Source organism: Streptomyces lasiicapitis, assembly GCF_014646335.1.
In the GTDB taxonomy this organism is placed as follows: Bacteria; Actinomycetota; Actinomycetes; order Streptomycetales; family Streptomycetaceae; genus Streptomyces; species Streptomyces lasiicapitis.
Window position 1 is genome coordinate 21,341 of the sequence record NZ_BMNG01000022.1, and the last position, 23,998, is coordinate 45,338.

Consider the following 23,998-nt stretch of genomic DNA (forward strand, 5'->3'; position numbering starts at 1 on the left):
CGGAGGGGTTCCGCAGGACCGTCCGGTATCGGCGGGTGGGGTGGCGCGGCGCGGCGCACTGGGGAAACCGCGTGCACGAGGGCGTATGCGTGTCGGATCATGGCGGCATGTCTGCGAACCCTCAGGACGCCCTGCCGATCCGGCTCAACGTCGACGACAGCGACTCCCCGTCCGACGTCGTGGACGCGCTGTTCCTCGGCCGCTTCGCCACCGGCGAGCAGCCGTTCTCGCACAGCGCCAACATCGACCGCGTCAAGCCCGGCTCCGCGCTGCTCCCGCCGGACGCGACGGTGCTCCGTGCCGCCCGCGACGACGACCGCAGCGCCACGCTCGCCGAGGGCGAGGGGTGGACGCTGCTCGTCTCCCGCTGGAACCGCGGGGCGGACGTCACGGTCACCGCCACCACCGCGGAGCTCGCCGAGGAGGTCCTGAAACAGGCCACCGACGGGGCGCAGGACGAGCCCGAGCCGCAGCCGGAGAACGTCACGATGGGGTTCTGGTACGTCTCGCCGCGGCGCGGGCCGCACCGTACGACGCGGCAGATCTCCGCGGGTACGTGGGACGAGGTGCGGGAGAACTACACCGCGCCGGTGGCCGACGCGATGGACACGCTGATGAAGACCACCCCGGAGGACATCTCCGGGCGCCTTCTCCTGCTGCACGGGCCGCCGGGCACCGGCAAGACCTCGGCTCTGCGGACGCTCGCGCGGTCGTGGCGGGACTGGTGTCAGGTGGACTGCGTCCTCGACCCGGAGCGGTTGTTCACCGACGTCGGCTATCTGATGGACATCGCCATCGGGGAGGACGACGGCACGGCGAAGGGCCGCTGGCGGCTGCTGCTCCTGGAGGACTGCGACGAGTTGATCCGCGGCGAGGCCAAGCACACTGCGGGCCAGGCCCTCTCGCGGCTTCTCAACCTCACGGACGGGTTGCTCGGGCAGGGCCGCAACGTCCTCGTCGGTGTCACCACCAACGAGGACCTGGAGCGGCTCCACCCCGCCGTGGTGCGTCCCGGCCGCTGCCTGGCCCGCATCGAGGTCGGGCCCCTCACCGTCACGGAGTCCGTCAACTGGCTCGGCACGCCCGAGGGCGTCCCGCGCGAGGGCGCGACCCTTGCGGAGCTGTACGCGTTGCGCCGGGGTTCCACCCCGACGTCCCTGCCGTCGGCCCGGGACGGCGCCGACGCGGGCCTGTACCTCTAGTCCGCCGACGGGAAACGCCGGGGAGGCCTGCCCTCAGCCCGCCGCCCCGTACGCCGCGCGCAGCGCGTCCCGGACCGCCGCCGTCGCGGCCTCCTCCGAGAGGCCGAGGCGGCGGACGCGCTCGGCGTAGGCCTGCGCCGCCCCCGCCGCGCCCCGCGTGGCCGCGTCCCCCGCCGCGGCCACGAACGTCCCGTTCCGCCCCCGCGTCTCGATCACCCCGTCCTCCTCGAGCGCCCGGTACGCCTTGGCGACGGTGTTCGCGGCGAGCCCCAGCCCCTCGGCGAGCCCCCGCACGGTGGGCAGCTTGTACCCGACCGGCAGCCCCCCGCCCCGCGCCTGCTCGGCGATCTGCGCCCGCACCTGCTCGTAGGGCGCGGGCACGGCCCGGCCCTCCGCACCCTCATCGATCACGATCTTCAACGTCACGCGGCGATTGTCCCGCACCCCGCCGGGGAAAAAGGAGAGGCGACCCGCCGCGCACGACGCGTACCGTCCGCACCATGACGGAAGTGCTGGTCCGCGCCCTGCGCCCCACCGACCCTGCGGACACCACGGCGTTCGCCGCGGTCCGCCGCGCCTGCCTGCCCGCGATGCTGTCCACGTCCGCCTCCGTGGCGTTCGACGCGGCGCACGCCCATCCCGACGCGCACTACCTCCAGTTGGTCGCGGAGAGCGGCGGCGAGGTGATCGGCACGGCGCAGACGAGCATCGCGTACGACAGCCCGGAGCCCGGCCAGGGCTCCGCCAACATCTACGTCCACCCGGGCCGCCGCGGCCTCGGCGCGGGCTCGCTGCTGCTGCGCACGGCGGAGGAGTATCTGGCGGGCAAGGGCGCGACGACCCTGTACTCGTGGGTCCTCGACACCCCGGAGAACCGCGCGTTCGCCGCCCGCCGGGGCTTTCGCGCGAGCCGCTCCGCGCACTTCCTCCGCCTGGACCTGGCGAACGGCGAGCTGCCGCCCCGCCCGCCGCTGCCGGCCGGTGTCGAGCTGCGCACCGGCGCCGACTTCGCCGCCGATCCCCGTCCGTTCTTCGACCTGGACGCGGAGACGGTCGCGGACGAACCGAGCGACGTGGCCGCCGAGTTCACCGACTACGAGCACTGGCTCGCGGAGACCTGGCACCACCCCCTGATGAACCAGGAGCTGACGACCGTCGCCGTGGTGGACGGCCGTCCCGCCGCGTTCAGCATGGCCCGCACCGACGACGCGTCGCGCTACTCCAGCGGCATGACGGGGACGGCCCGCGCCCACCGCGGGCGCGGTCTCGCCAAGCTCGCCAAGAACGACTCGCTGCACCGGGCGCGCGCCGCCGGCTTCACGGAGGCGTTCACCGGCAACGACGCGGGGAACGGCCCGATGCTCGCGATCAACAAATACTTCGGCTACGAAATCTGTGACACGGAGGTACGTCATGTCCGCACCCTCGGTTGAGGCGTCCGGCGCGGTCGGGGCGCCCGACGTGGAGGTCGTCCTCCGCAAGGCGGGCCGCACGAAGATCCGCTACCCGGCGCGTCTCCTCGCGGACGACGGCACCCGCGTCACGGTCCGCGCGCCCTGGGCGGGCGCGGGCGTACGGGACTTCGGCTTCGTACGCTTCGAGCCGGGCGACGTGTTCGTCGAGCACTTCTGGCGGGACCGCTGGTACGCCGTCAAGGAGGTCTACGCCGCCGGCGGCACCCTCAAGGGCTGGTACTGCGACGTCACCCGCCCCGCCACCGTCGAATCCACCGTCCTCACCATCGAGGACCTGGACCTCGACCTGTGGTGCTCCGCCGACCGCACCACCATCCTCCGCCTCGACGAGGACGAGTTCACTGAGAGCACGCTGCCGACAGCAGACCCTGCCGCAGCAGCCGCGGCCCTCCAGGCCCTGGACGACCTGGAAGCCCTGGCGAAGGCAGGCGACTCCTTCCCCCGAACCGGCCTCTGACGACAGCCTCATCGGCCTCCGGCCTCGTCCTCGATCGCCGGACGGGCTTTCCCCCACCCACCCGCCCTGACAACTGAAGTGGGTGGGGAAGACAGCTCCTCCGGTGCTTGAGGAGCGGTTCCTGAAGGCCGGCCCCCAGGAACCCCGTCCCCTGTGGGCGTCAGCCCTCGGCCGCCTTCACCGCGACCACCGCGTACCGCTCGTCCTCCACCGCCCTCCCCCACAGCCGCGCGTCCCCCGACAGCCGCTCCGCGTGGGTGTGCGGGACCAAGGGGGTCAGTGCCCGTACGAGGTCGGTGGCCGGGATGCCCACGGGGCTCACCGTGCCCCAGACGCCCTCTATGAGGATCAGGCGGCCGCCGGGGCGCAGGAGTGCGTGCCAGTGGCGCAGGGTCGCCTCCGGGTCCGGGAGCATCCACAGGACGTGGCGGGACAGGATCGCGTCGAAGCGGGAGTCGCCCACGGGTGGGCGGGCCGCGTCGCCCACCAGGATCCGGGCGTCGTGCCCCGCGAGCTTCGCGCGTGCCCGCGCCGCCATCTCCGTGGAGAGGTCGACCGCCGTCACGCGGTGCCCCCGCTCGGACGCGAGCAGTGACAGGCTGCCCGTGCCGCAGCCCACGTCCAGGACGTCGCCCGGCTCGGGCGGGAGCCAGTCGGTGAGGCGGGTCGCCCAGGCCGCGCGCACCTGGGGGTCCCGCAGGCCGTGGTCCGGCTCCTCGTCGAAATCCGCGGCCTGCGCGTCCCAGTCGATGGCCGAGCCGTCGTCGCCCTCACAAGTCCCCACGTCAAACGTCATGCGCCGATCGTGACACCCGCCACTGACAATCGGCCCGCGATGAGAAACGCTCCCCGGACTGGTCTACCGCCGTGTCACCGAGCTGTTAGGTGGGTACGGCAGGACGGGTAGGCAGGGAGGCCGTCATGCGCCGAGTGACCGTGCACAAGACCGTCGTGAAGTCCACAACCCGCCGGGCGCGGGAGAACCGCGAGGCCCTCGAGGGCCCCGAGGGCGCCGACCGCCGGGCCCGGGAGCGGCCCGAGGTCCGCAGAGACGTCCAGCGCGTCTGGTGGCCCACCGAGTAGCCCCAGGGCGGCCGCGCCCGCGTCAGCCCGTGAGCCGCTTGCGGTAGTGGAAGCGGTCGTAGATCCCCTCTACGCGCCGCTCCACGAATTCGTATCCGTACCGGGGATAGATCTTCTGGTTCTCCCACATCATCGCGTTGGTGTAGAGCCGGATCTCGGGCAGCGCCAGGGCGCGCGCGTGCGCGTCGACGAAGGCCAGCAGGCGGCCGCCTAGGCCCTTGCCGGCCGCGTCGGGGTGGACGGCGATGTTGTCCAGGTAGAGGTGGTCGTCGTTGGCGTACACCACCACCAGGCCGACGACCGCGCCCTCCGCGTCCCCGGCGACGTACACCCGCCCCATCGCCACGTTCTGCGCGTGGTTGGACTCCATGGGGGCGGGGACGCGGCCTATGCGGGCGATGTAGTGGTGGTACGCCGCGTCGGTGACCGCCTTCACGGCGGGCACGTCGGCGGCTTCGGCCGGGCGGATCACATTGCCGGGTGTGCTTTCGGCGATCTTGTGGGTCATTTCTCCACGCTACGGCGCGACTTCAGCACCCCGCGCCCCAGTTTCCGCAGCAGCGGCCACAGCACGATCAGCGCGACCACGGCGTACACGGACACCGAGAACGGCGTGTCCACCAGGCCGCTGACGCTGCCGTCGCTGATCTGCAGGGCGCGGCGCAGCTGTTGCTCGGCGTTGGGGCCGAGGATGACCCCGATGACGGCGGGCAGCACGGGCAGTCCATAGCGCCGCATGCCGAACCCGATCAGGCCGATGACCAGCAGGATGACCAGGTCGAGTGCCTCGCCGCCGACCGCGTACGCGCCGACGGCCGCGAAGAAGAGGATGCCCGCGTAGAGGTAGGGGCGCGGGATGCGCAGGAGTTTCGCCCAGACGGGGGCGAGGGGCAGGTTGAGGGCCAGGAGAAGCACCATGCCCACGAACAGGGACGCGATCAGGCCCCACACCAGCTCCGATTCGCGCTCGAAGAGAAGTGGGCCGGGCTGGATGCCGTACTGCTGGAAGGCGGCCAGCATGACGGCGGCGACGGCGGTCGTGGGCAGGCCGAGGGTGAGCATCGAGACGAGGGTTCCCGCCGCCGACGCGGAGGAGGCGGACTCGGGGCCCGCGACGCCCTCGATGGCTCCCTTGCCCCACTCCTCCTTGTGCTTGGAAAGGCGCTTCTCGGCGACGTACGAGAGGAAGGTCGGAATCTCCGCGCCGCCCGCGGGGATCGCGCCGAACGGGAAGCCGATGAGCGGGCCGCGCAGCCAGGACTTCCAGGTGCGCCTGACGTCCTTCTTGCCGAGCCAGGGGCGGCCGACGGGGATCGCCTGCCCGCTGGTGCGCCGCAGATGGGCGGCCACCCACAGGGCCTCGCCGATCGCGAAGAGTCCCACGGCGACGATCACCACGTCGATGCCGTCGGCGAGTTGGAGCGAGCCGAAGGTGAGGCGCTGCTGGCCGGTCATCTGGTCCAGGCCGACCAGGCCGAGGGTGAGGCCGATCAACAGGGACGCCAACCCCCGTATACGAGAGGAGCCGAGGACCGAGGTCACCGCGATGAAGGCGAGGACCATGATGGCGAAGTAGTCGGGGGCACCGATGTCCACGGCCAGGTCGGCGACCTTCGGGGCGAGCGCCACGAGCAGGATCGTGCCGATCATGCCGCCCGCGAAGTGGCCGATGGCCGCGGCCGCGAGGGCTTGCGCGCCGCGCCCCGACTTGGCCATCGGGTTGCCCTCCATGGCGGCCACGACCGCGGCGCTCTCGCCGGGTGTGTTGAGGAGGATCGAGGTCGTGGAGCCGCCGAACATCGCGCCGTAGTAGATGCCCGCGAACATGATGAACGCGCCGGTGGGTTCGAGCCCGTACGTCACCGGCAGCAGCAGCGCGACGGCCATCGCGGGGCCGATGCCGGGCAGCACGCCGATCGCCGTGCCGAGGAGGACGCCGACGGCGGCCCAGAGGAGATTGATGGGCGTGAGGGCCGTACCGAACCCGTCCATCAGGGAGCTGAAGGCGTTCATGTCACAGCACTCCCATCAGGGGGCCGCCGGGCAGCGGCACTCCGAGCAGATTGTTGAAGACGGCGTACGTGACCAGGGAGAGCCCGGCCGCGATGAGCGGGTCGCGGTGGATCGCGCGGCTGCCGAGGGCGTAGGCGGCGCCCCAGAAGAGCAGGGCGCCCGCGACGGGGAAGCCGACCGGTTCGATGAGGACCGCGGTGGCGAGGAAGACGCCGGCGAGCAGCAGCACGGTGCGCCAGTCGGCGGGTTCGGACAGGTCGATGTCCTCGCCGCCCTCGGCCTCGCCGCGGCCGCCGCGCAGCACGTCGACGGCGAGCAGGACGGAGACGGCGAGCAGGCCGATGCCGACGGCGATCGGGACGGTCTTCGGCCCGATCGGTCCGCGCTGGGCGATCGCGACGTCCATGGTGAGGGCGTCGGTGAGCACGACGACGCCGAGGGCGAGCAGCATGACGCAGACGCCGAGTTCGGAGTGCTCGCGCAGCCAGGTCCGCCGGTCGCGGGGCCCTGGGGCTTCTTCGGTACGTCCGGTGGGGTCACTGGGCTCGGCGGGCCCGATGGGCTCGGTGGTCGTCACAGCCCCAGCTCCTTCAGTACGGATACGACGCGTTTGTCCTGGGCGTCCAGGAAGTCGCCGAACTTGCCGCCGGTGAGGAAGGCGTCGTCCCAGCCGTTCTTCTTCAGGGACTCGCGCCACTCGGGCGAGGCGTGGAGCTTGCGGATCAGGCTGGTGAGCTTGTCGCGTTCGGCGTCGGAGAGTCCGGGGGGCGCGACGATGCCGCGCCAGTTGGTGAAGTTCACGTCGTAGCCGGACTCCTTGAGCGTCGGGCCTTCGAGGCCCTTGACCCGCTTGGGTCCGGTGACGGCGAGCAGCCGCAGTTCGCCGGACTTGATCTGGTCCAGGTACTCGCCGACGCCCGAGACGCCGAAGGCGACCTTGCTGCCGAGGATGGAGGCGAGGAGTTCGCCGCCGCCGTCGAAGGGGATGTAGTTGACGTCCTTGGGCGGGATGCCCGCGGCGCGGGCCATCAGCATGGGGGCGATGTGGTCGGGCCCGCCGGGCGAGGAGCCGCCGCCGACGGGCATCTTGCCGGGCTTCTCCTTCCAGGCGTCGATGAGCTGCCCGATGGTCTTGTACGGGGAGTCCTTCGACACCACGACGACGTCCTGCTCCTCGGTGAGGCGGGCGATCGGGGTGGTGTCGGCGAGGGTCTTGGGGGCGTCGTTGGAGCGGGCGGCGCCCACTACGCCGAGGCCCATGGACATCGCGAGCTTGCCGTTGCCGTGCTCGCCCACGAGGCGGCTGAGGCCGACGGTGCCGCCGGCGCCGGGCAGGTTGAACACCTCGATGTTGTGGGTGAGTCCGGCGTCCTCGGCGTTCTTGGCGGCGGTGCGGGCGGTGATGTCGTAGCCGCCGCCGGGGGTGTTGGGGACCATGAGGCGCAGGCCGGGGATCTTCGTGCCGGTGTCGTCGCCGCTGCCCGTGGTGAGCAGCGGCGGGCCCACAAGGACGAGCAGCGCGGACCCGAGCAGGGCGAGGGGGACGCGTAGTCGCCTGGGGGTACGGAGTCGCACGGGGTGCCACCACCTGTCTGACCGGATACATGTGTGAGGTGGCCCACATGTTGCCCACGCGTTAAGAAGCTGTCTCTCTTCCGGAATCAACGGACGTTGTGGTCCTTGTGGTCGCGCTCGTAACCTGCGGCGACGACGAGGGCCGAGGGGGCCGCGCGATGACGAGGGTGCTGGTCGTCGACGACGACTTCATGGTGGCCAAGCTGCACGGCCGTTACGTGGCCTCGGTGGCCGGATGCACGGTGGCGGGCGTGGCGCACAGCGGGGGTGAGGCGCTGCGCGCGGCGGAGCGGCTGCGGCCCGACCTGGTGCTGCTCGACGTGTACCTGCCGGACATGGACGGCATCGCGGTGCTGCGGGAGCTGAGGGCGGCGGAGGAGCGGGACCCCGGCCGGGCGCCGGTGGACGTCCTGTTCATCACGGCCGCGCGGGACGCGGAGGTGATCCGTGCCGCGCTGCGCGCCGGTGCCCTGCACTACCTCATCAAGCCCTTCAACCAGGCGGCCCTGCAGGAGCAGTTGCGGCACGTCGCGGCCCTGCGCGCCCGCCTCGACGGCCTCGCCGAGGCCCGCCAGGAGGACGTCGACCAGATCTTCGGCCCCCGCCCGCCCGGCTCCCGCGAACTCCCCAAGGGCCTGGCCCCCCACACCGCCGACCTCGTCGAACACACCCTCCGCGCCCACCCCACCGGCCTCTCCGCCACCGAATGCGCCCAGGAAGGCAACCTCTCCCGCGTCAGCGCCCGCCGCTACCTGGAGTACTTCGCGGACACGGGCCGGGCGCAGGTGACGCTGCGGTACGGCGGGGCGGGACGGCCCGAGCGGCGGTACCGGTGGGTGGGGTGAGCTGACCTGAGGGCAGGCTGAGGGGGTCCTTAACGCGAGCATAAGGATCGCCGTCGGCCGTTCCCAGCAGGGGATTTCGGGGTGCGCAGGGGCTAGCTTGCTGATCGCCGCGGGGCTCGGGTCCCGCTTGCCCCCACCTGAACACCGCCCTAGGAGAGATCCCCCCATGACTGCTGCTCGCAAGGTCGCCGCCATCGCCACCGCGGGTGTCGTGCCGCTCGCCCTGACCGTGTTCGCCGCGGTGCCCGCCGCCGCGCACGGGTCGATGACGGACCCGGTGAGCCGGGTGTCCGCCTGCTTCCAGGAGGGGCCCGAGGCGCCGAAGTCGGCCGCGTGCAAGGCACTTGTGGCGGCCGGCGGGACGCAGGCCCTGTACGACTGGAACGGCGTCAACATCGCCAACGCCGCGGGCAAGTCGAAGGAGATCATCCCGGACGGGAAGCTGTGCAGCGCCGGGAACGACAAGTACAAGGGGCTCGACCTGCCGCGCGCCGACTGGCCCTCCTCCAAGCTCGCCGCCGGTGACCACACCTTCAAGTACCGGGCCACCGCCCCGCACCGGGGCTCCTTCGAGCTGTACGTCACCAAGGACTCGTACGACCCGACGAAGCCCCTGAAGTGGTCGGACCTGGAGGCGCGGCCCTTCGCGAAGGTCACCGACCCGAAGCTGGAGAACGGCAGTTACGTCTTCCAGGGCAAGGTGCCCGCCAAGTCCGGCCGCCACCTGGTCTACTCGATCTGGCAGCGCTCCGACTCCCCCGAGGCCTTCTACACCTGCTCCGACGTGGTGTTCGGCGGCAAGGGCAGCGGCGGTTCGGGCGCCGGGGCCGCCGCGCCCGCCGCCTCCGCGCCCTCCGAGAAGGACATAGCCGACGGCGCGGACAAGTCGTCCGTGGAGCACCGCGGCCACGGCGACAGCGACGCGAAGACCGGGCCGAAGGTCACGGAGGCCGAGCCCGCCAAGGGCGCCGCGGACACCGGGGACTCCGGGGACGACGCGGCGGCCGCGCCCGGCGGGTCCGGGAACAAGCCCGAGGTGAAGGGCGCCGCGGGCAAGCCCGTCGCCGCCGACGAGAACCTCGCCGAGACCGGCGGCGACAGCAACACCGCGTACATCGCGATCGGTGGCGCGGCGACGCTCGCGGTCGGCGCGGCCGCGATGTTCGCGACGGCCCGCCGCCGCGCGAACACCGGCGGCCGCTGAGGGCGGTTGAGCGCCGTCGCCTCCCCCGGGGGTTCGGGGAGGCGGCGGCCTGCCCGCCGTCCGCCACGTGTGCGACGCCTACGACAGACAAGTGCTCGGCGTCGCGTGTGCCGGGTCCAGCGCGTTGGCCACCTCGTGGTGGGCGACGCGGTCCAGGGTGCCGATGGCGACGTGCTCGGCGAGGTTCACCGGGCAGAGGTCCTGCACGACGACATTGCGTACGTTCGGGCCGTTCAGGAATTGCGAGCGGTACGGGGTGACGACCTGGTCGTACTTGGTGGAGATGACGGTGTAGCGCACGCCGGGCACGGTGTCGCCGCCCGCGTTCAGCCTGGTCAGGAACGGGGAGCCGGCGATCTGGTCGGCCAGGGCGGGGGTCGCCGTGGTGAGCAGGTCCTCGATGCCGGGGAAGAACGGCAGCAGCTTGGTCAGGCCGAGCAGCGTCGTGCCGTGGTTGTCGGGGGCGAGACCCACGAGGGCGTTCACCTTGTCGGCGCCGCCGAGGAACTTCAGGTAGTGACGGGGCATCAGGCCGCCCTGCGAGTGCCCGACGAGGTCGACCTCCTTGGCGCCGGTCGCGTTCAGCACCTTGTCGACGTAACCGTCCAACTGCTCGGCCGACTTGTCGATCGGGCCGATGCCGTGGAAGAAGGGCACGTGCGGCAGTTGGCCGTAGTCGAGGGAGAAGACGCAGTAGCCCCGCTTGACCAAGTAGGGCCCGAGGACGAGCCAGTTGTCGACGGAGTTGCCGAAGGTTCCGTGCACGAGGACGACGGGGCGGGGGTGGGCTGCGGACGGCTTGCAGCCGTAGTCGTTCCAGCCACTCGAAGAAGGCGCTGCAGGCGCCTCGGACGTGGTGGCGATACGGGGTTCGGCGGCCGTGGCGGTGGGGGTGAGCGTGGCGGCGCCCGCGACGATCAGGGCGGCGGTGAGCGCGCGCAGCGCTCGTCTCCAGGGCAGCATCGGGTGATCTCCTTGCGGCTCAAGGGAGTTGCGATGGCTGGGGCGGCACGAGGTCGACGCTGCCGCCCTGTGACCCGGATCACGGAGTTGACACGTTCACGCTAAATTACGCGCCAGTAGTAGAAGTGTGAAGTTACGTGTGAGTAAAACTTCCAGTGATCACTGGCAGCGTCGCCCGCACGTCGGACATGTCATCCCTCCCGCTACCTCATCCCTCCCGCACCTTCAGCCCGACGACGCCCGCCAACGCCGGTGCCAGCTCAAGGAGTTGGAGGGGGCTGATCGTCACCCCGCGCATCGCTTCCAGGCCGGAGGCGATGCCGAGGGCCGCCGCCTCGCTCAGGTCGGCGCGGTCGGCCTTGACGTCGTCGAAGCGGACCCGGTCGAGGGTCGAGCCGGGAAAGGAGACCTGGGTGAGCGCCGCCCCGCCGAAGTCCACGTCCCGCAGCAGGCAGTCCACGAAGGCGACGTCCCGCAGCGCGGCCACGCGCAGGTTGACCGAGTCGAACTTGCAGTGGTGGAACGTCACGCGGCGCAGTTGCGCGCTGAAGAGTTCCACGCCGGCGAGCAGCCCGGCGCCGGACTCGCAGTCCGTCCAGCGGCTCTCGGCGAGGTCGGCGCCGACCCAGCGGACCTGGTGCGTCCAGACGTCGTCGAAGCGGGCGCGGCGGTAGCGCCCGCCGTTGAACGTCACCGAGGAGAACGCCGACTCGGCGAACGCCGCGCTGCCGCCGTCCAGTTCCGCGAAGTCGCACCCGTCGAAGTGCACGGCTTCGTAGTCCCCCTCCCGCTCCAGCTCCCCCTCGAAGGGTTCGAGCCGGTGGGCGTAGGGGAGGTCGGCGAGGTCACGCGGGGTGCGGGGGTGCTGCGCGGGCATGGCGGAGGTCTTTCGTTCAGAGGGCGGCCGGAGGGCGGGAAGGGCTGGTGCTGTTTGTACCGTGCGGGCCGGGAGCGGGCCCGGCCGGGTCGGGAGCGGGCCCGGCCGGGTCGGGAGCGGGCCCGGCCGCACGACGACGATCGAGCCGGGGGCGGGATGAGGATCGCGGCCCCGGCCCGCCCGCCAGTGCCCCCGGCACGATCGCCCCCGGGCCGAACTTCTCCCGGGCCCGGTCGGCCACCGCCTCGATGCGGCGGGCCTTCTCGTCGGCGGGGTCGAAGGTCAGCTGGCGGGCGGCGAGCGCGGCGGGGGCGAGGCCTTCGGCGCGCAGGGCGAGGGCGCGCACCCGGGCGCGCTGGAGGCCGAGGGCCTCGTACATCCGGTAGGCGGCGGCCGTCAGCGCGGCGGCGTGCGCGGTCGGCTCGGGCAGCGCCCGGGTGCGGGTGGTGACGGAGCGGTCGGCGTAGCGCACGGTGAGCGTCAGGGAGCGGCACACCTGGGCGTCGCCGCGCAGCCGTACGCCCAGCTCCTCGGCGCCGGAGAGCAGGGCGCGCCGGTGCCGGTGCGGGTCCAACTCGTCGCGCGGGAAGGGTCGTTCGACGGCGAGGGAGCGGGTGACCGCGTTCGGGGCGACCCGGGTCCGGTCGACGCCGTGCGCCCTGTCGTACAGCTCGCGCCCGGCCCGTGCGCCGACGAGCCGCTGCAGCGTGGACAGCGGCGCGGCGGCGACCCTGCCGACGGTGTCGAGCCCGTACTCGCACAGGGTGCGGGCGCCCGCGCGGCCGACGCCGGGCAGCTCGGCGACCGGCCTGCCGTCGAGGAACTCCGCGACCGCGTCCGGGGATCCGGGCACCACTCGGGTCACCCCGGGCGCGGCGTCCCGCGCGGCCATCCGTGCCAGCATCGGCCCGGGCCCGGCCCCGATCACACAGTCGACTCCGTACAGAGCGAGCGCCCGCACCCGGATCAGGGCGGCGATCCCGGTGGCGTCCCGGCCGAAGTAGCGCCGCGCCCCGCTCACGTCGGCGAACGCGGCGTCGGGCGGCACCGCTTCGACGACGGGCGTGAACTCGCCGACGACGGTGAGGAGTTGGGGCAACATGGCCTCCCCCGAGGCTCCCCCGACCCCCGAAGCTCCCTCGGGCCTCTCGGCCCCCGGGGTCAGGAAACGTACGTACAACGTGCTCATCCCGCGCTCCCCGGACTCTGGTGCCACAACTTCCGCCCCGTGGCGGCCCGTTCACCGGGCGGCTGGAGATCGGCCCACGGATGCATCTCGCATCCGGTCTCCATCCGGATGCGCCGCCCGTTCACGGGGGCGGCCCCGGCGGGGGCCTCCCCCGGCTCGGCCAAGCGCGGCGCCACCGCGTCGAGCCCGCCCTCGCGCCGCAGCTCCACCAGCTCCGCGAGGTTCCAGGCCGCCGAGCCGACGACGCTGACGCTGCGTGGCCCGCGCCGCTGCACCACGCCGCGTACGAGCAGCAGCCAGGAGTGGAAGACGGTGTGCGCGCAGGCGTCGTGGCTGTCGTCGAAGAAGGCCAGGTCGACCAGGCCGGTGCCGTCGTCGAGGGTGCTGAAGATGACGCGCTTGCCGGAGCGGATCGGCGGGGTCTGGGTGGCCGCCTTGGCGCCCGCGACCAGGACCGTGTCACCGTGCCGCGCCGCGCGCAGGCGGCGCGCGGAGATGACGCCCAGCTCGCCGAGGAAGGCGTGGTGGTCGTCCATCAGGTTCCGGGAGGCGTCCATGGAGAGCACGCCGAGCTCGGCGCTGAGCCGCTCCGCGTCGTCGAGGTCGGGCAGCCCGGCGGAGGCGGTCTGCCGGCCGCCGGAGAGCGGGAGTTGGGGGCCGCGCCCGCCCCGGGCACCCCGCTGAAGCTCCGTCAGGTGCAGTTGCAGGTCACGGCGGTTGGCGCCGAACGCGTCGAGTGCGCCGACCTGTGCGAGCCGGGAGGCGAGCGGACGGCTCGGCCGGGCCCGCTCCCAGAAGTCGAGGAGCGAGGCGTACGGCTGCCCGGCCGCGACCCGCGCGGCCTCCGCCTCGCTGATGCCGTGCACGTCGGACAGCGCGAGCCGCACGCCCCACTCCCCCGATTCGGACTCCAGTTCGATGCGATGGGCGACCGCGGACCGGTTCACGTCGAGGGGCAGCACGGGCACCCCGCGCCGCCGCGCGTCCGCGAGCAGCAGCCGCTTGGGGTACATGCCGGGGTCGTGCGTGAGCAGCCCGGCGTAGAAGGCCGCCGGGTGGTGGGCCTTCAGCCACGCGGACTGGTACGTCGGCACGGCGAAGGCCACGGCGTGCGCCTTGCAGAAGCCGTACGAACCGAAGGCCTCGACGATCTCCCAGGTGCGCGCGATCGTCTCCGCCGAGTACCCCTTCGCGGCCGCCGCCTGCGCGAACCAGACGCGGATGCGCCCCTGCGACTCGGGGTCGGAGAGCCCGCGCCGCACCCGGTCGGCCTCGTCGCGCCCGCAGCCGGTCATGAGGTGCACGATGTCGATGATCTGCTCGTGGAAGACGACGACTCCGTAGGTCTCCTTCAGCGGCTCCGCCAGGTCGGGGTGCGGGTAGCGGATGGGCGCGCGGCCGTGCCGGGCCTCGATGAACGGCCGCACCATGTCGGCGGCGACGGGCCCGGGACGGAACAGCGAGATGTCCACGACCAGGTCGTGGAAGGTCCCGGGCTGCAGCCGGCCCACCAGGTCGCGCTGTCCCGGCGATTCGATCTGGAAGCAGCCGAGCGTCTCGGTGGAGCGGATCAGTCGATACGTCGACGAGTCGCCCTGTGGGATCGCGTCCAGGTCGAGCGGGGTGCCCGTGGCCCGCTCGACCTCCGCGGCCGCGTGCGCCATCGCCGACTGCATCCGCACGCCGAGGACGTCGAGCTTGAGCAGGCCGAGGTCCTCGACGTCCTCCTTGTCGAACTGGGACATCGGCAGGCCCTCGCCGCTGGTGGGCATGACGGGGGTGCGCCGCAGCAGCGAGGCGTCGGAGAGCAGCACGCCGCAGGGGTGCATGGCGACGCCGCGGGGCAGCGCGTCGAGCCCTTCGACGAGCTCCCAGAGCCTGCCGTGCTTCTCCGCGTCGACCGCGACCTCGCGCAGTTCGGGCAGTTCTTCCATGGCCGCCCGCGCGTCGCGGGCCCGGATGTGCGGGAAGGCCTTGGCGATCCGGTCGATGTCGGCGGGGTCCATGGACAGGGCGGCGCCGACGTCGCGGATCGCGTGCCGCACGCGGTACGTCTCCGGCATGGCGACCGTCGCCACCCGCTCCTCGCCGAACCGGCCGATGATCGCGCGGTAGACCTCCAGGCGGCGCGCGGACTCCACGTCGATGTCGATGTCGGGGAGCACGGGCCGCCGCGTGGACAGGAACCGCTCCATGAGCAGTCCGTGCTCGACCGGGTCGGCGTGCGCGATGCCGAGAAGGTGGTTGACCAGGGACCCGGCGCCGGAGCCGCGCGCCGCGACCCGGATGCCCAAGTCTCGTACGTCGTCCACGACTTGAGCGACCGTCAGGAAGTAGGAGGCGTATCCGTGGTGGGCGATGATGTCCAGCTCGTGGTGGACCCGCTCCCAGTACGCGCGGGCGTCCGGGCCGCGGTCGTAGCCGCGCAGGACCATGCCGGCCGCGGCCCGCGAGGCGAGGACGCGCTGCGCGGTGCGGCGGCCGGCGCCGACAAGGCCCGGCTCGGGGAAGCGCACGGAGCCGATGCCGATGTCGTCCCGGGGGTCGACCAGGCACTCGGCGGCGGTGGCCCGCGTCTGTTCGAGCAGGCGGTACGCGGTGTCACGGCGGAAGCCCGCGGCCTCCACGACGCGCTCGGCGGCGCTCAGCATGGCGGCCTCGTCCTTCAGCCAGCGCTCGCCGCTGTCGAGCCGCCGCGACGGGTCGATGGGCACGAGGCGGCGGGCGGCGTCGAGGACGTCGGCGACGGGGCCCTGGCCGGGGTCGGCGTAGCGGACGGCGTTGGTGAGGACGGGGCGCAGGCGCTGCTCGGCGGCGAAGCCGACGGTGCGGGCGGCCAGGCGCAGGGAGCCGGGTCCGGTGCCGGTGCGGCCGTGCCAGACGGCTTCGAGGCGCAACGCGTCGCCGTACCGCTCGCGCCAGGGGGCCAGGAGGCGGGCGGCGCGGTCGGGGCGCCCTGCGACGAGCGCGCGGCCGACGTCGGAGGCGGGGCCGAGCAGCACGGTCAGGCCGTCGCCGCGGCAGTCCTCCCAGGGCAGCACGGGCGGGCCGTCACCGCTGCGGTGCGCGGCGCTGACCAGGCGGCACAGCTCGGCCCAGGCGGTGGCGCCGTCCCGGGCGAGGAAGGTCACGCGCGGGGTCGACTCGTCGATGAAGGCACCGCCGCGCACCGGGGCCCGGCGCCGCGCACTCCGCTCACCCTGTCCGTCGCGGTCCGGGGCCACCGGCGGGTCGACCGCGAGCTCCGCCCCGAACAGCGGCCGCACCCCCTCCTTCTCGCAGGCCTTGGCGAACCGGACCGTGCCCGCGAGGGTGTCCCTGTCGGTGAGCGCGAGCGCGTCCATGCCCCGCTCCGAGGCGCGCTCGGCAAGCCGCTCCGGATGCGAGGCCCCGTACCGCAGGGAGAACCCGGAGACGGTGTGCAGATGCGTGAACCCGGGCACACGCACCTCCTGAACCTTCCGCTAGCTCGTCCCCTCCTCCACCATAGACCAAGTTTCGAACCAACGTTCGATACCTGCGCGTGACGCCACTCCCTCCCCCGACTCCCCTCACACACCACCCCTCCCTCCCCGTCATCCATTCGGCCCCGCCCCGCCTGCGTGACCCCCGCCCGCCTCGGAGCGTGGGGGCATGACCTTCGCCGACGAGTTCAAGAGCGCCGTCACCCCGCGAGCAGCCCTGCTCGTCATCGGCGTGCTTGCCCTGCAGCTGCTGTTCATCGCCTCCTACGTGGGAGCGCTGCACAACCCGAAGCCGAAGGACGTGGCCTTCGGAGTCGTCGCTCCCGGCGAGGCCGCCGTACAGACCAAGGACCAGCTGGCGAAGCTGCCCGGTGATCCGCTCGACCCGCGTGTGGTCAAGAACGAGGTCGAGGCGCGCCGCCAGATCATGGACCGGAAGATCGACGGCGCCCTGATCGTCGACCCGCGCGGGACCAACGACACGCTCCTGGTCGCCTCCGGCGGCGGCAAGGCCCTCGCCAACGCCCTGGAGATGATCACCACCCGGGCCGAGGGCGCCCAGAAGCGCACGGTGCGGACCGTCGACGTGGCCGCCGCCTCGTCCCAGGACTTCAACGGGCTCTCGTCGTTCTACCTGGTCGTCGGCTGGTGCGTGGGCGGCTACCTGTGCGCCTCGATCATGTCGATCAGCGCGGGCTCGAAACCCGCCAACCCACAGCGCGCGGCGATCCGGCTCGGCTCCATGGCGCTGCTCTCCCTGGCGGGCGGCCTGGGCGGCGCGGTCATCATCGGCCCGATCCTGGGCGCACTGCCCGGCTCGATCATGGCCCTGTGGGGCCTGGGTGCCCTGGTCACCTTCGCGGTCGGCGCGTTCACCCTCGCCCTGGAATCCCTCACCGGCGTGGTCGGCATCGGCCTGGCCGTACTGGTCATCGTGGTCGCGGGCAACCCCAGCGCGGGCGGCGCCTTCCCGCTGCCGATGCTGCCCCCGTTCTGGGAGGCGATCGGCCCGGCGCTGCCCCCCGGCGCGGGCACCTGGGTGGCCCGCTCCATCGCGTACTTCAAGGGCAACGCGGTAACGGGCCCACTCCTGGTGCTTTCGGCGTGGGCGGTGGCGGGAACGGCGGTGACCATGCTGGTGGCGATGCGCAGGACTCGCGGGCGCGCGGCCACCGGCCTCTCCGGCGAGGCGGGGTAATTCAGCCCGTCCGGCGTTTGAGGACGAGGCGCGAAGCGCCGACAAGGGGGGCCAGGGGCGCAGCCCCGTGAGTGTCAGACCCACCTGCAACCCTGAAGAACATGATCCGCACACTCGCCGTCGAAAACTACCGCTCCCTGCGCAAGCTGACCGTCCCCCTGGACCGCCTGAACGTCATCACAGGCGCCAACGGCACAGGAAAGTCCAGCCTGTACCGGGCCCTACGCCTGCTGGCGGACTCCGCGAGGGGAGGCGCGGTGGCCGCCCTGGCCCGCGAGGGCGGCCTGCAATCCGCGCTGTGGGCCGGCAAGGCCAAGGCAGAAGCGACAAGCATGCGCCTCGGCTTCGCGGGCGACGAGTTCGGATACGCGGTCGACTTCGGGCACCCCATGCCCACGCCGGGAGAGGGCGCGGCCCCGTCGATGTTCAACCTGGACCCGGAGATCAAGCGGGAGTGCACCTGGGCGGGCCCGGTGCTCCGCCCCGCCGCACTGCTCTGCGACCGCGCGGGCCCCGCGGTGCGCACGCGGACGGCGGACGGCGGCTGGCACCGTACGCAGGGCATCAGGCCGTACGACAGCATGCTGAGCGAGCTGGCCGACCCGCAGCTCGCGCCGGACCTGCTCAGACTGCGCGAGCTGATCAGGTCCTGGAGGTTCTACGACCACGTCCGCACGGACGCCGAGGCCCCCGCCCGCGCGGCCCGCATCGGCACCCGCACCCCGGTACTCGGCCACGACGGCGCCGACCTGGCGGCGGCCCTGCAGACCATCCGCGAGATCGGCGACACCGCGGCCCTGGACGCGGCCGTGGACGACGCGTTCCCGGGCACACGCGTGCGGGTCGAGGACAACGGCGGGCGGTTCGAGGTGCGGCTGCACCAGCAGGGACTGACCCGCCCCCTCGGCGCCGCCGAGCTGTCCGACGGCACGCTGCGCTATCTGCTGTGGGCGGCCGCGCTGCTCACGCCCCGGCCGCCCTCGCTCCTGGTCCTGAACGAACCGGAGACCAGCCTCCACCCGGACCTGCTGCGCCCCCTCGCGGACCTGATCCTGCACGCGACCAAGGACACCCAGATCGTCCTCGTCACCCACGCCGACCCACTGGCGGAGGCGGTGGCGAAGGGCGCCCGCCGCCACCGAGTGGACGTCAACTCCATAGAACTGGTCAAGGAGTCGGGCGAAACAACGGTGGCAGGCCGAGAGAGTCTCCTCGACGAGCCCTTGTGGTACTGGCCCAAGCGGTGAGGCACCGCTCGGACCCGCAGTCTTTCGCCTGCGGGTCCGACGGGGGCTGGTCGCGCAGTTCCCCGCGCCCCTTACGGGGCCCCGTAATACGCCGACCTCATCAACCCCTCCAGTTCGGAGAGCATCGGCGTACGCGGATTGGCAGGCGCACACTGATCCGCGTACGCATTCAACGCCTGCTGAGGCAGCGCCTCGATGAAGGCGGCCTCATCGACCCCCGCCCCCTGGAAGGAGGCAGGAATCCCGCACCGGGCGCGCAGGTCCTCCACGGCGCGGGCGTAGGACTCGACACCCTCCTCCGGGGTGGCCGCCGCGAGCCCCAACACGCGGGCGATCTCCTGGAACCGCTCCGGCGCCCGGTACACCTCGGCCTTCGGCCAGGGCGTCGCCTTGCCGGACACGGTGCCGTTGTGCCGAATGACGTGCGGCAGCAGCAGCGCGTTGGTGCGGCCGTGCGGGACGTGGAACGTGTTGCCGAGGGTGTGCGCCATGGCGTGCACCAGGCCGAGGAAGGCGTTGGCGAAGGCCATGCCCGCGACGGTCGAGGCGTTGTGCATCTTCTCGCGCGCCTCGGGATCGTCCGCCCCGTTCACCACGCACCGCTCCAGGTTCTCGAAGATCAGCTTGATGGCCTGGAGGCAGAGGCCGTCGGTGTAGTCGTTGGCGTACACGGAGACGTACGCCTCGGTCGCGTGGGTCAGGGCGTCGAAGCCGGAGTCGGCGGTGACGGCCGGGGGCAGCCGCAGCGGCAGGACCGGGTCGACGATGGCGACGCTCGGGGTGAGGGCGTAGTCGGCGAGCGGGTACTTCTGCGCGGCCTCGGGGTCGGAGATGACGGCGAAGGGGGTGACTTCCGAGCCCGTGCCCGAGGTCGTCGGGATGGCGATCATGCGCGCCTTCTCCCCCAGGCCCGGGAAGCGGAAAGCCCGCTTCCTGATGTCGAAGAACTTCTCCTTGGTGTCGGCGAATTCAACTTCCGGGTGCTCGTACATCAGCCACATGATCTTGGCCGCGTCCATCGGCGAGCCGCCGCCGAGCCCGATGATCGTGTCCGGCCGGAAGTCCCGCATCCGGGCGGCGCCCGCGCGCACGGTGGCGAGTTCCGGGTTGGGCTCGACGTCGTCGATGATCTGCACGGTGACCGGCTCCGCGCGGGCGGCAAGGATGTCGGTGACCTTCCGTACGAAGCCGAGGTCGGACATCGTCCGGTCGGTGACGAGGGAGACGCGCTCGATGCCCTCCATCTCGCCCAGGTAGCGCAGCGAGTTGCGCTCGAAGTAGATCTTCGGTGGGACCTTGAACCACTGCATGTTGGTGTTGCGCCGTCCGATCCGCTTGACGTTGACGAGGTTGACCGCGGAGACGTTGTTCGACACCGAGTTGTGTCCGTACGAACCGCAGCCGAGGGTGAGTGAGGGCAGGAAGGCGTTGTAGACGTCGCCGATGCCGCCGAAGGTCGAGGGCGCGTTGACGATGACGCGGACCGCCTTGACACGCCGGCCGAACTCCTCCGCGAGCTCCTCGTCCTCGGTGTGGATGGCGGCGCTGTGCCCGAGGCCGTGGAACTCGACCATCCGGGCGGCGAGTTGGAGCCCCTGCTCCGTCGACTCCGCCTCCAGCGCGGCCAGTACGGGCGAGAGCTTCTCGCGGGTCAGCGGCTCGCCCTCGCCGACCTCCGCGCACTCGGCGAGCAGGATCTGGGTGTTCTCGGGCACCTCGAACCCGGCCTGCTCGGCGATCCACCGCGCGGACTTGCCGACGACGGCCGCGTTCAGCTTCGCGCCCGCGCAGTTCGCGGCGAACGCCGTCGTGCCGAAGACGAACTCCTCCAGCTTGGTCTTCTCCGCCGCCGACACCACGTACGCGCCGAGCCGCCGGAATTCGGCGATCCCCTCGTCGTACACCTCACGGTCGAGAATGACCGCCTGCTCCGAGGCGCAGATCATGCCGTTGTCGAAGGCCTTGGAGAGCACCACGTCGTGCACGGCGCGGTTCAGCTTGGCGCTGCGGGCGATGTACGCGGGTACGTTGCCGGCGCCGACGCCGAGCGCGGGCTTGCCGCAGGAGTAGGCGGCCCTGACCATCGCGTTGCCGCCGGTCGCCAGGATGGTGGAGACGCCCTCGTGGTTCATGAGGAAGCCGGTGGCCACCATCGAAGGCTCCTCGATCCACTGCACGCAGTCCTCGGGCGCCCCGGCCGCGACCGCCGCGTCGCGCACGACGCGGGCGGCCTCGGCCGAGCACTTCTGGGCGCTGGGGTGGAAGGCGAAGACGATCGGGTTGCGGGTCTTCAGGGCGATGAGGGCCTTGAAGACGGTGGTGGACGTGGGGTTGGTGACCGGGGTCATCGCGCAGACGACACCGACCGGTTCGGCGATCTCGGTGATGCCGTTCAGCTCGTCGCGGGAGATGACGCCCGTGGTCCTCAGTCCGCGCATCGCGTTCACGACGTGCTCGCACGCGAAGAGGTTCTTGACGGCCTTGTCCTCGAAGAGACCGCGGCCGGTCTCCTCGACCGCCTGCCGGGCCAGTTCCCCGTGCGCGCTCAGCGCCGCGAGGGAGGCCTTCATGACGATGTGGTCGACCTGCTCCTGCTCGTAGGACTCGAACCGGCGGAGCGCGCCGAGCGCCCTGCGGACCAGCCCGTCCACCATCTCCTCGGCCTGGACCTCTGCGGCCTGGATCTCCTCGGCCTGTGTCTCCTCGGTCTCCATGGCAGGCACTCCTTCTCGCGACCTCTGTGGTGACGTCTCCATTCGACCTCCGGAGCACCACACGGAGCTTCCGAAAAAGCCCTGACCCGGGAGGGAGAAGGTTGTCGTTGGACACGAGAACGTCAGTGGTCTGGACACGCGGGTGTCAGTGCCTCGGTGGCGACTTCACGCTCAAGCGCTCTCGTGCCTCTAACCCTCTGAAGGCCCGATCGTCGGGTTGAGAGGAGGGCACCGTGGACCCCGTAACGTCGCTTTGGCTGGGGTTGGCCGTCATGACCGTAGGTCGAGTGCTGCGGTGGGTGGACTGTTTGACGACCTGCTGGGTTGCGCTGCTTCAGGAACGGGAGCGTCGGGCTACCGCTGTGGCGATATTGACCACTGCCCGTCAGGACGAGACGGTGTCCCTGCGCTCCGACTCCATGGAGTTGCTGAAAGCGTCGTGTCGCCAAAGCGGGACTTCCTGAGGCGGGCGGGAGTGAGGATTTGTCTAATCCAGTGTCCGTCCCGCAGGACTTTGCGGTGTTCTACAAGGCTGAACATCGCAGGCTGCTGTTGTTCCTGCGTAAGGCCCGCAGCGCGACGTGGGAGGACGCGGCCGATGCCATGCAGGAATCCTTCATCGCCGCACTCAAGTGCTGGCCGACGATTCGCGAGCCTTCGACATGGATCCGTACGACAGCCCTGCGTCAGCTGGACGCTCTACGGGCCCGCCCCAAAGAGGACGTGAGGCGGGCCTTGCGTGGCCATTGGGCTGGCCGCCCCGACTTCGAAGAAGAACTCGACGCCAAGGAGGAGGCCGAGCGTGTCTACTCCGCGTTGGCTTCGCTGCCAGCCCGACAGCAAGAGGTGATGGCCTGGACGTATGACGGCTTCACTCCCATCGAGATCGCATCAATTCTGAGCAACTCTCGGCAACCCGGTGAGGCTGTCACCGCAGAGGCAGTTCGTGCGAGCCTGGTTCTGGCCCGCAGGAAACTCAAGCAGATGCTCCTGATAGATGGGAGGCAAGCATGACCAGCGATGATGAGCTCGATGTTCTCCTGCGCCGTGCAGACAATGCCATGGACGACGCTCTCGGCCAGATCATCGATGCGGATCGAGCCTTGGCCCATGTGGAGGGGGCGGTGAATCGGTCTTCCGAGCTGCTGGGCTCTGTACTGCCCGTCTACCTTGTTTGTGACACATCTGCGTCGATGGCTGGCGAGCCGATTGCGGCCCTCAACGACGCGATCGCCCAGGTCTATCGCCTTGCCGACCACGATCCGCTCCTTGGCGAATTCATCAGAGTGGCCGTGATCAGCTTCAACAGCACAGCCGCGCTTGTCCAACCGCTCGAGGACCTGCGTCGGGAGGTGCCGACACTTACGGCGCAGGGGATGTCGAACTACGCAGGTGCATTCACCTTGTTGCACGATGCCATCGCAAGGGACCTCCCGCTGTTCAAGGCAGAAGGAGTCCGGGTCTTCCGTCCAACTGTGTTCTTCCTGACTGACGGGGCGCCAACGGACCGTGCTGCGGACTGGGACTCAGCCTACGAACGCATGATGCAACTAGTTGCACGTCCCAACATTGTTGCCTTCGGGTTCGCGGACGCGGACGCGGAGGTGTTGAGCCGCATCGCGACGACTGCCGCCTTCATCGCGGAAGACCGCACGGTCCCTCTGCAGGCGATCAGTTCCTACACCGGATCACTGACACAGTCGATCGCCAGTTCCGCCCGCTCGACTGATTCCGCGCAAGCACTGCTGGTGAACTCGAACATCCCCGGCTACGTCAGCCTGCCGTTGTGAGCTGGGCGGGGACGTGGGAGCTGCGCAGCTCCTTGAGGTCGGGGATGTGGTTGTAGAGGGTGCCGACGGAGACGCCGAGAATCTTCGCGATCGACTCCACGCTGTTCTCCGGGTTGGGCAGCATGTCCTTGGCCTTGCGGACCAGGTCGTCGTTGACCACGGTGGGTCGGCCGCCGACGCGGCCGCGGGCTCGCGCGGCGGCAAGGCCCTCGTTCGTGCCCTGCACGATCAGCTCCCGGATGAACTCCGCCAGCGCGGCGAAGACATGGAAGATCAGGCGACCGCCGGGGGTGGTGGTGTCGAGGCGTTCGTGCAGTGAGGTGAAGCCGATCTGGCGCTCGCGGAGCGCGGCGACCATGTTCACCAGGTCCTGGAGGGAGCGACCGTAGCGGTCCAGGCTCGGGACGACGAGGGTGTCCCCGCTCTGGAGGAAGGCGTGGCACGCCTTAAGTTCGGGTCGCTGGTCGGTCTTGCCGGACTTCTTGTCGGCGAAGATGCGCCGGCACCCGGGGGCCGTGTTGAGGGCGTCGAGCTGCCGGTCGAGCTTCTGCCCGCCGGTGGACACCCGGGCGTACCCGATGCGGATCTCGGTCTGGTGGAGCGGGAAGGCGACGAGGAGGTCGCCGTCGGCGCCGTGCGCGTCGGTCAGGGTCGTCACGACACCACTGTGCCCTCAACAAACCTTCGTTTTCTGAGGATCGG

Annotated in this window: 22 protein-coding genes; 10 read left to right on the top strand and 12 right to left on the bottom strand. The window is 71.4% G+C overall.

Annotated features, from left to right (window positions below):
• The first annotated feature begins 107 nt into the window (after nt 1-107).
• A complete protein-coding gene (locus tag IEY91_RS37115; RefSeq protein ID WP_164326194.1) occupies nt 108-1,202 on the top strand; it encodes a DUF5925 domain-containing protein in 1,095 nt (364 codons plus the stop codon).
• Between the two features lie 33 nt (nt 1,203-1,235).
• Here IEY91_RS37115 and IEY91_RS37120 read toward each other — a convergent pair whose 3' ends face one another.
• Nucleotides 1,236-1,628, bottom strand: a complete 393-nt coding sequence (locus tag IEY91_RS37120; protein ID WP_189177294.1) for a GntR family transcriptional regulator — start codon at nt 1,626-1,628, stop codon at nt 1,236-1,238.
• 74 nt (nt 1,629-1,702) lie between these two features.
• Here IEY91_RS37120 and IEY91_RS37125 point away from each other — a divergent pair, with 74 nt between their 5' ends.
• Nucleotides 1,703-2,635, top strand: a complete 933-nt coding sequence (locus IEY91_RS37125) for a GNAT family N-acetyltransferase (RefSeq protein ID WP_189177295.1) — start codon at nt 1,703-1,705, stop codon at nt 2,633-2,635.
• On the top strand, nt 2,616-3,134 hold the full coding sequence (locus IEY91_RS37130; RefSeq protein WP_189177296.1) for a ribonuclease FAU-1 family protein: 519 nt from the start codon (nt 2,616-2,618) through the stop codon (nt 3,132-3,134). Before IEY91_RS37125 ends, IEY91_RS37130 begins: the two co-directional genes overlap by 20 nt.
• A 160-nt stretch (nt 3,135-3,294) precedes the next feature.
• Here IEY91_RS37130 and IEY91_RS37135 read toward each other — a convergent pair whose 3' ends face one another.
• Nucleotides 3,295-3,930, bottom strand: coding sequence for a class I SAM-dependent methyltransferase (locus IEY91_RS37135; protein WP_189177297.1), 636 nt, complete (start codon nt 3,928-3,930; stop codon nt 3,295-3,297).
• A gap of 125 nt (nt 3,931-4,055) precedes the next feature.
• Here IEY91_RS37135 and IEY91_RS37140 point away from each other — a divergent pair, with 125 nt between their 5' ends.
• A complete protein-coding gene (locus IEY91_RS37140) occupies nt 4,056-4,217 on the top strand; it encodes a hypothetical protein (RefSeq protein WP_189177298.1) in 162 nt (53 codons plus the stop codon).
• A gap of 22 nt (nt 4,218-4,239) precedes the next feature.
• Here the strand turns inward: IEY91_RS37140 and IEY91_RS37145 are convergent, their stop codons facing one another.
• Genes IEY91_RS37145 through IEY91_RS37160 form a run of 4 tightly spaced genes read right to left on the bottom strand, consistent with a single transcriptional unit; the run spans nt 4,240 to nt 7,805 of the window.
• Nucleotides 4,240-4,725: a GNAT family N-acetyltransferase gene (locus IEY91_RS37145; RefSeq protein WP_189177299.1), complete on the bottom strand. Its 486-nt coding sequence runs from the start codon at nt 4,723-4,725 to the stop codon at nt 4,240-4,242.
• Nucleotides 4,722-6,230 carry a tripartite tricarboxylate transporter permease gene (locus IEY91_RS37150; protein WP_189177300.1) on the bottom strand — a complete coding sequence of 503 codons (1,509 nt, stop codon included), beginning with the start codon at nt 6,228-6,230 and terminating at the stop codon, nt 4,722-4,724. The genes IEY91_RS37145 and IEY91_RS37150 overlap by 4 nt, the downstream gene beginning before the upstream one ends.
• A gap of 1 nt (nt 6,231) precedes the next feature.
• Nucleotides 6,232-6,789 carry a tripartite tricarboxylate transporter TctB family protein gene (locus IEY91_RS37155; RefSeq protein ID WP_164328665.1) on the bottom strand — a complete coding sequence of 186 codons (558 nt, stop codon included), beginning with the start codon at nt 6,787-6,789 and terminating at the stop codon, nt 6,232-6,234.
• A 14-nt stretch (nt 6,790-6,803) separates the two neighbouring features.
• Nucleotides 6,804-7,805: a Bug family tripartite tricarboxylate transporter substrate binding protein gene (locus tag IEY91_RS37160; RefSeq protein ID WP_189177301.1), complete on the bottom strand. Its 1,002-nt coding sequence runs from the start codon at nt 7,803-7,805 to the stop codon at nt 6,804-6,806.
• Between the two features lie 158 nt (nt 7,806-7,963).
• On the opposite strand from IEY91_RS37160, the gene IEY91_RS37165 reads away from it, so the two are divergent.
• Both IEY91_RS37165 and IEY91_RS37170 read left to right on the top strand, forming a co-directional pair.
• The gene (locus IEY91_RS37165; protein ID WP_189177302.1) at nt 7,964-8,650 is read left to right on the top strand and encodes a response regulator; all 687 of its coding nucleotides are present in this window, start codon (nt 7,964-7,966) and stop codon (nt 8,648-8,650) included.
• Between the two features lie 166 nt (nt 8,651-8,816).
• Entirely contained in the window at nt 8,817-9,854 is a 1,038-nt protein-coding gene (locus IEY91_RS37170; RefSeq protein WP_189177303.1) for a lytic polysaccharide monooxygenase auxiliary activity family 9 protein, read from the top strand.
• A gap of 78 nt (nt 9,855-9,932) precedes the next feature.
• Here IEY91_RS37170 and IEY91_RS37175 read toward each other — a convergent pair whose 3' ends face one another.
• The 4 genes from IEY91_RS37175 to IEY91_RS37190 all read right to left on the bottom strand — a co-directional run bounded on the left by IEY91_RS37175 (nt 9,933) and on the right by IEY91_RS37190 (nt 16,326).
• The gene (locus IEY91_RS37175) at nt 9,933-10,817 is read right to left on the bottom strand and encodes an esterase/lipase family protein (protein WP_189177304.1); all 885 of its coding nucleotides are present in this window, start codon (nt 10,815-10,817) and stop codon (nt 9,933-9,935) included.
• 208 nt (nt 10,818-11,025) lie between these two features.
• A complete protein-coding gene (locus IEY91_RS37180; RefSeq protein WP_189177305.1) occupies nt 11,026-11,694 on the bottom strand; it encodes a pentapeptide repeat-containing protein in 669 nt (222 codons plus the stop codon).
• A gap of 16 nt (nt 11,695-11,710) precedes the next feature.
• Nucleotides 11,711-12,883, bottom strand: coding sequence for a DNA polymerase Y family protein (locus tag IEY91_RS37185; RefSeq protein ID WP_189177306.1), 1,173 nt, complete (start codon nt 12,881-12,883; stop codon nt 11,711-11,713).
• The gene (locus IEY91_RS37190) at nt 12,880-16,326 is read right to left on the bottom strand and encodes a DNA polymerase III subunit alpha (RefSeq protein WP_189177307.1); all 3,447 of its coding nucleotides are present in this window, start codon (nt 16,324-16,326) and stop codon (nt 12,880-12,882) included. The genes IEY91_RS37185 and IEY91_RS37190 overlap by 4 nt, the downstream gene beginning before the upstream one ends.
• Before the next feature lie 190 nt (nt 16,327-16,516).
• On the opposite strand from IEY91_RS37190, the gene IEY91_RS37195 reads away from it, so the two are divergent.
• Both IEY91_RS37195 and IEY91_RS37200 read left to right on the top strand, forming a co-directional pair.
• On the top strand, nt 16,517-17,545 hold the full coding sequence (locus tag IEY91_RS37195) for a DUF3533 domain-containing protein (protein ID WP_164326181.1): 1,029 nt from the start codon (nt 16,517-16,519) through the stop codon (nt 17,543-17,545).
• A 101-nt stretch (nt 17,546-17,646) separates the two neighbouring features.
• Complete coding sequence (locus IEY91_RS37200) at nt 17,647-18,792, top strand: AAA family ATPase (protein WP_164326180.1); 1,146 nt, start codon at nt 17,647-17,649, stop codon at nt 18,790-18,792.
• A gap of 71 nt (nt 18,793-18,863) precedes the next feature.
• On the opposite strand, the gene adhE is transcribed toward IEY91_RS37200, so the two are convergent.
• Nucleotides 18,864-21,446, bottom strand: a complete 2,583-nt coding sequence (gene adhE / locus IEY91_RS37205; RefSeq protein WP_373288110.1) for a bifunctional acetaldehyde-CoA/alcohol dehydrogenase — start codon at nt 21,444-21,446, stop codon at nt 18,864-18,866.
• A 555-nt stretch (nt 21,447-22,001) separates the two neighbouring features.
• Here adhE and IEY91_RS37210 point away from each other — a divergent pair.
• On the top strand, nt 22,002-22,520 hold the full coding sequence (locus IEY91_RS37210; RefSeq protein ID WP_189177309.1) for an RNA polymerase sigma factor: 519 nt from the start codon (nt 22,002-22,004) through the stop codon (nt 22,518-22,520).
• Entirely contained in the window at nt 22,517-23,296 is a 780-nt protein-coding gene (locus IEY91_RS37215; RefSeq protein WP_189177310.1) for a vWA domain-containing protein, read from the top strand. Before IEY91_RS37210 ends, IEY91_RS37215 begins: the two co-directional genes overlap by 4 nt.
• Here IEY91_RS37215 and IEY91_RS37220 read toward each other — a convergent pair.
• Entirely contained in the window at nt 23,280-23,954 is a 675-nt protein-coding gene (locus IEY91_RS37220) for a recombinase family protein (protein WP_229697483.1), read from the bottom strand. The genes IEY91_RS37215 and IEY91_RS37220 overlap by 17 nt on opposite strands.
• Between the last annotated feature and the right edge of the window lie 44 nt (nt 23,955-23,998).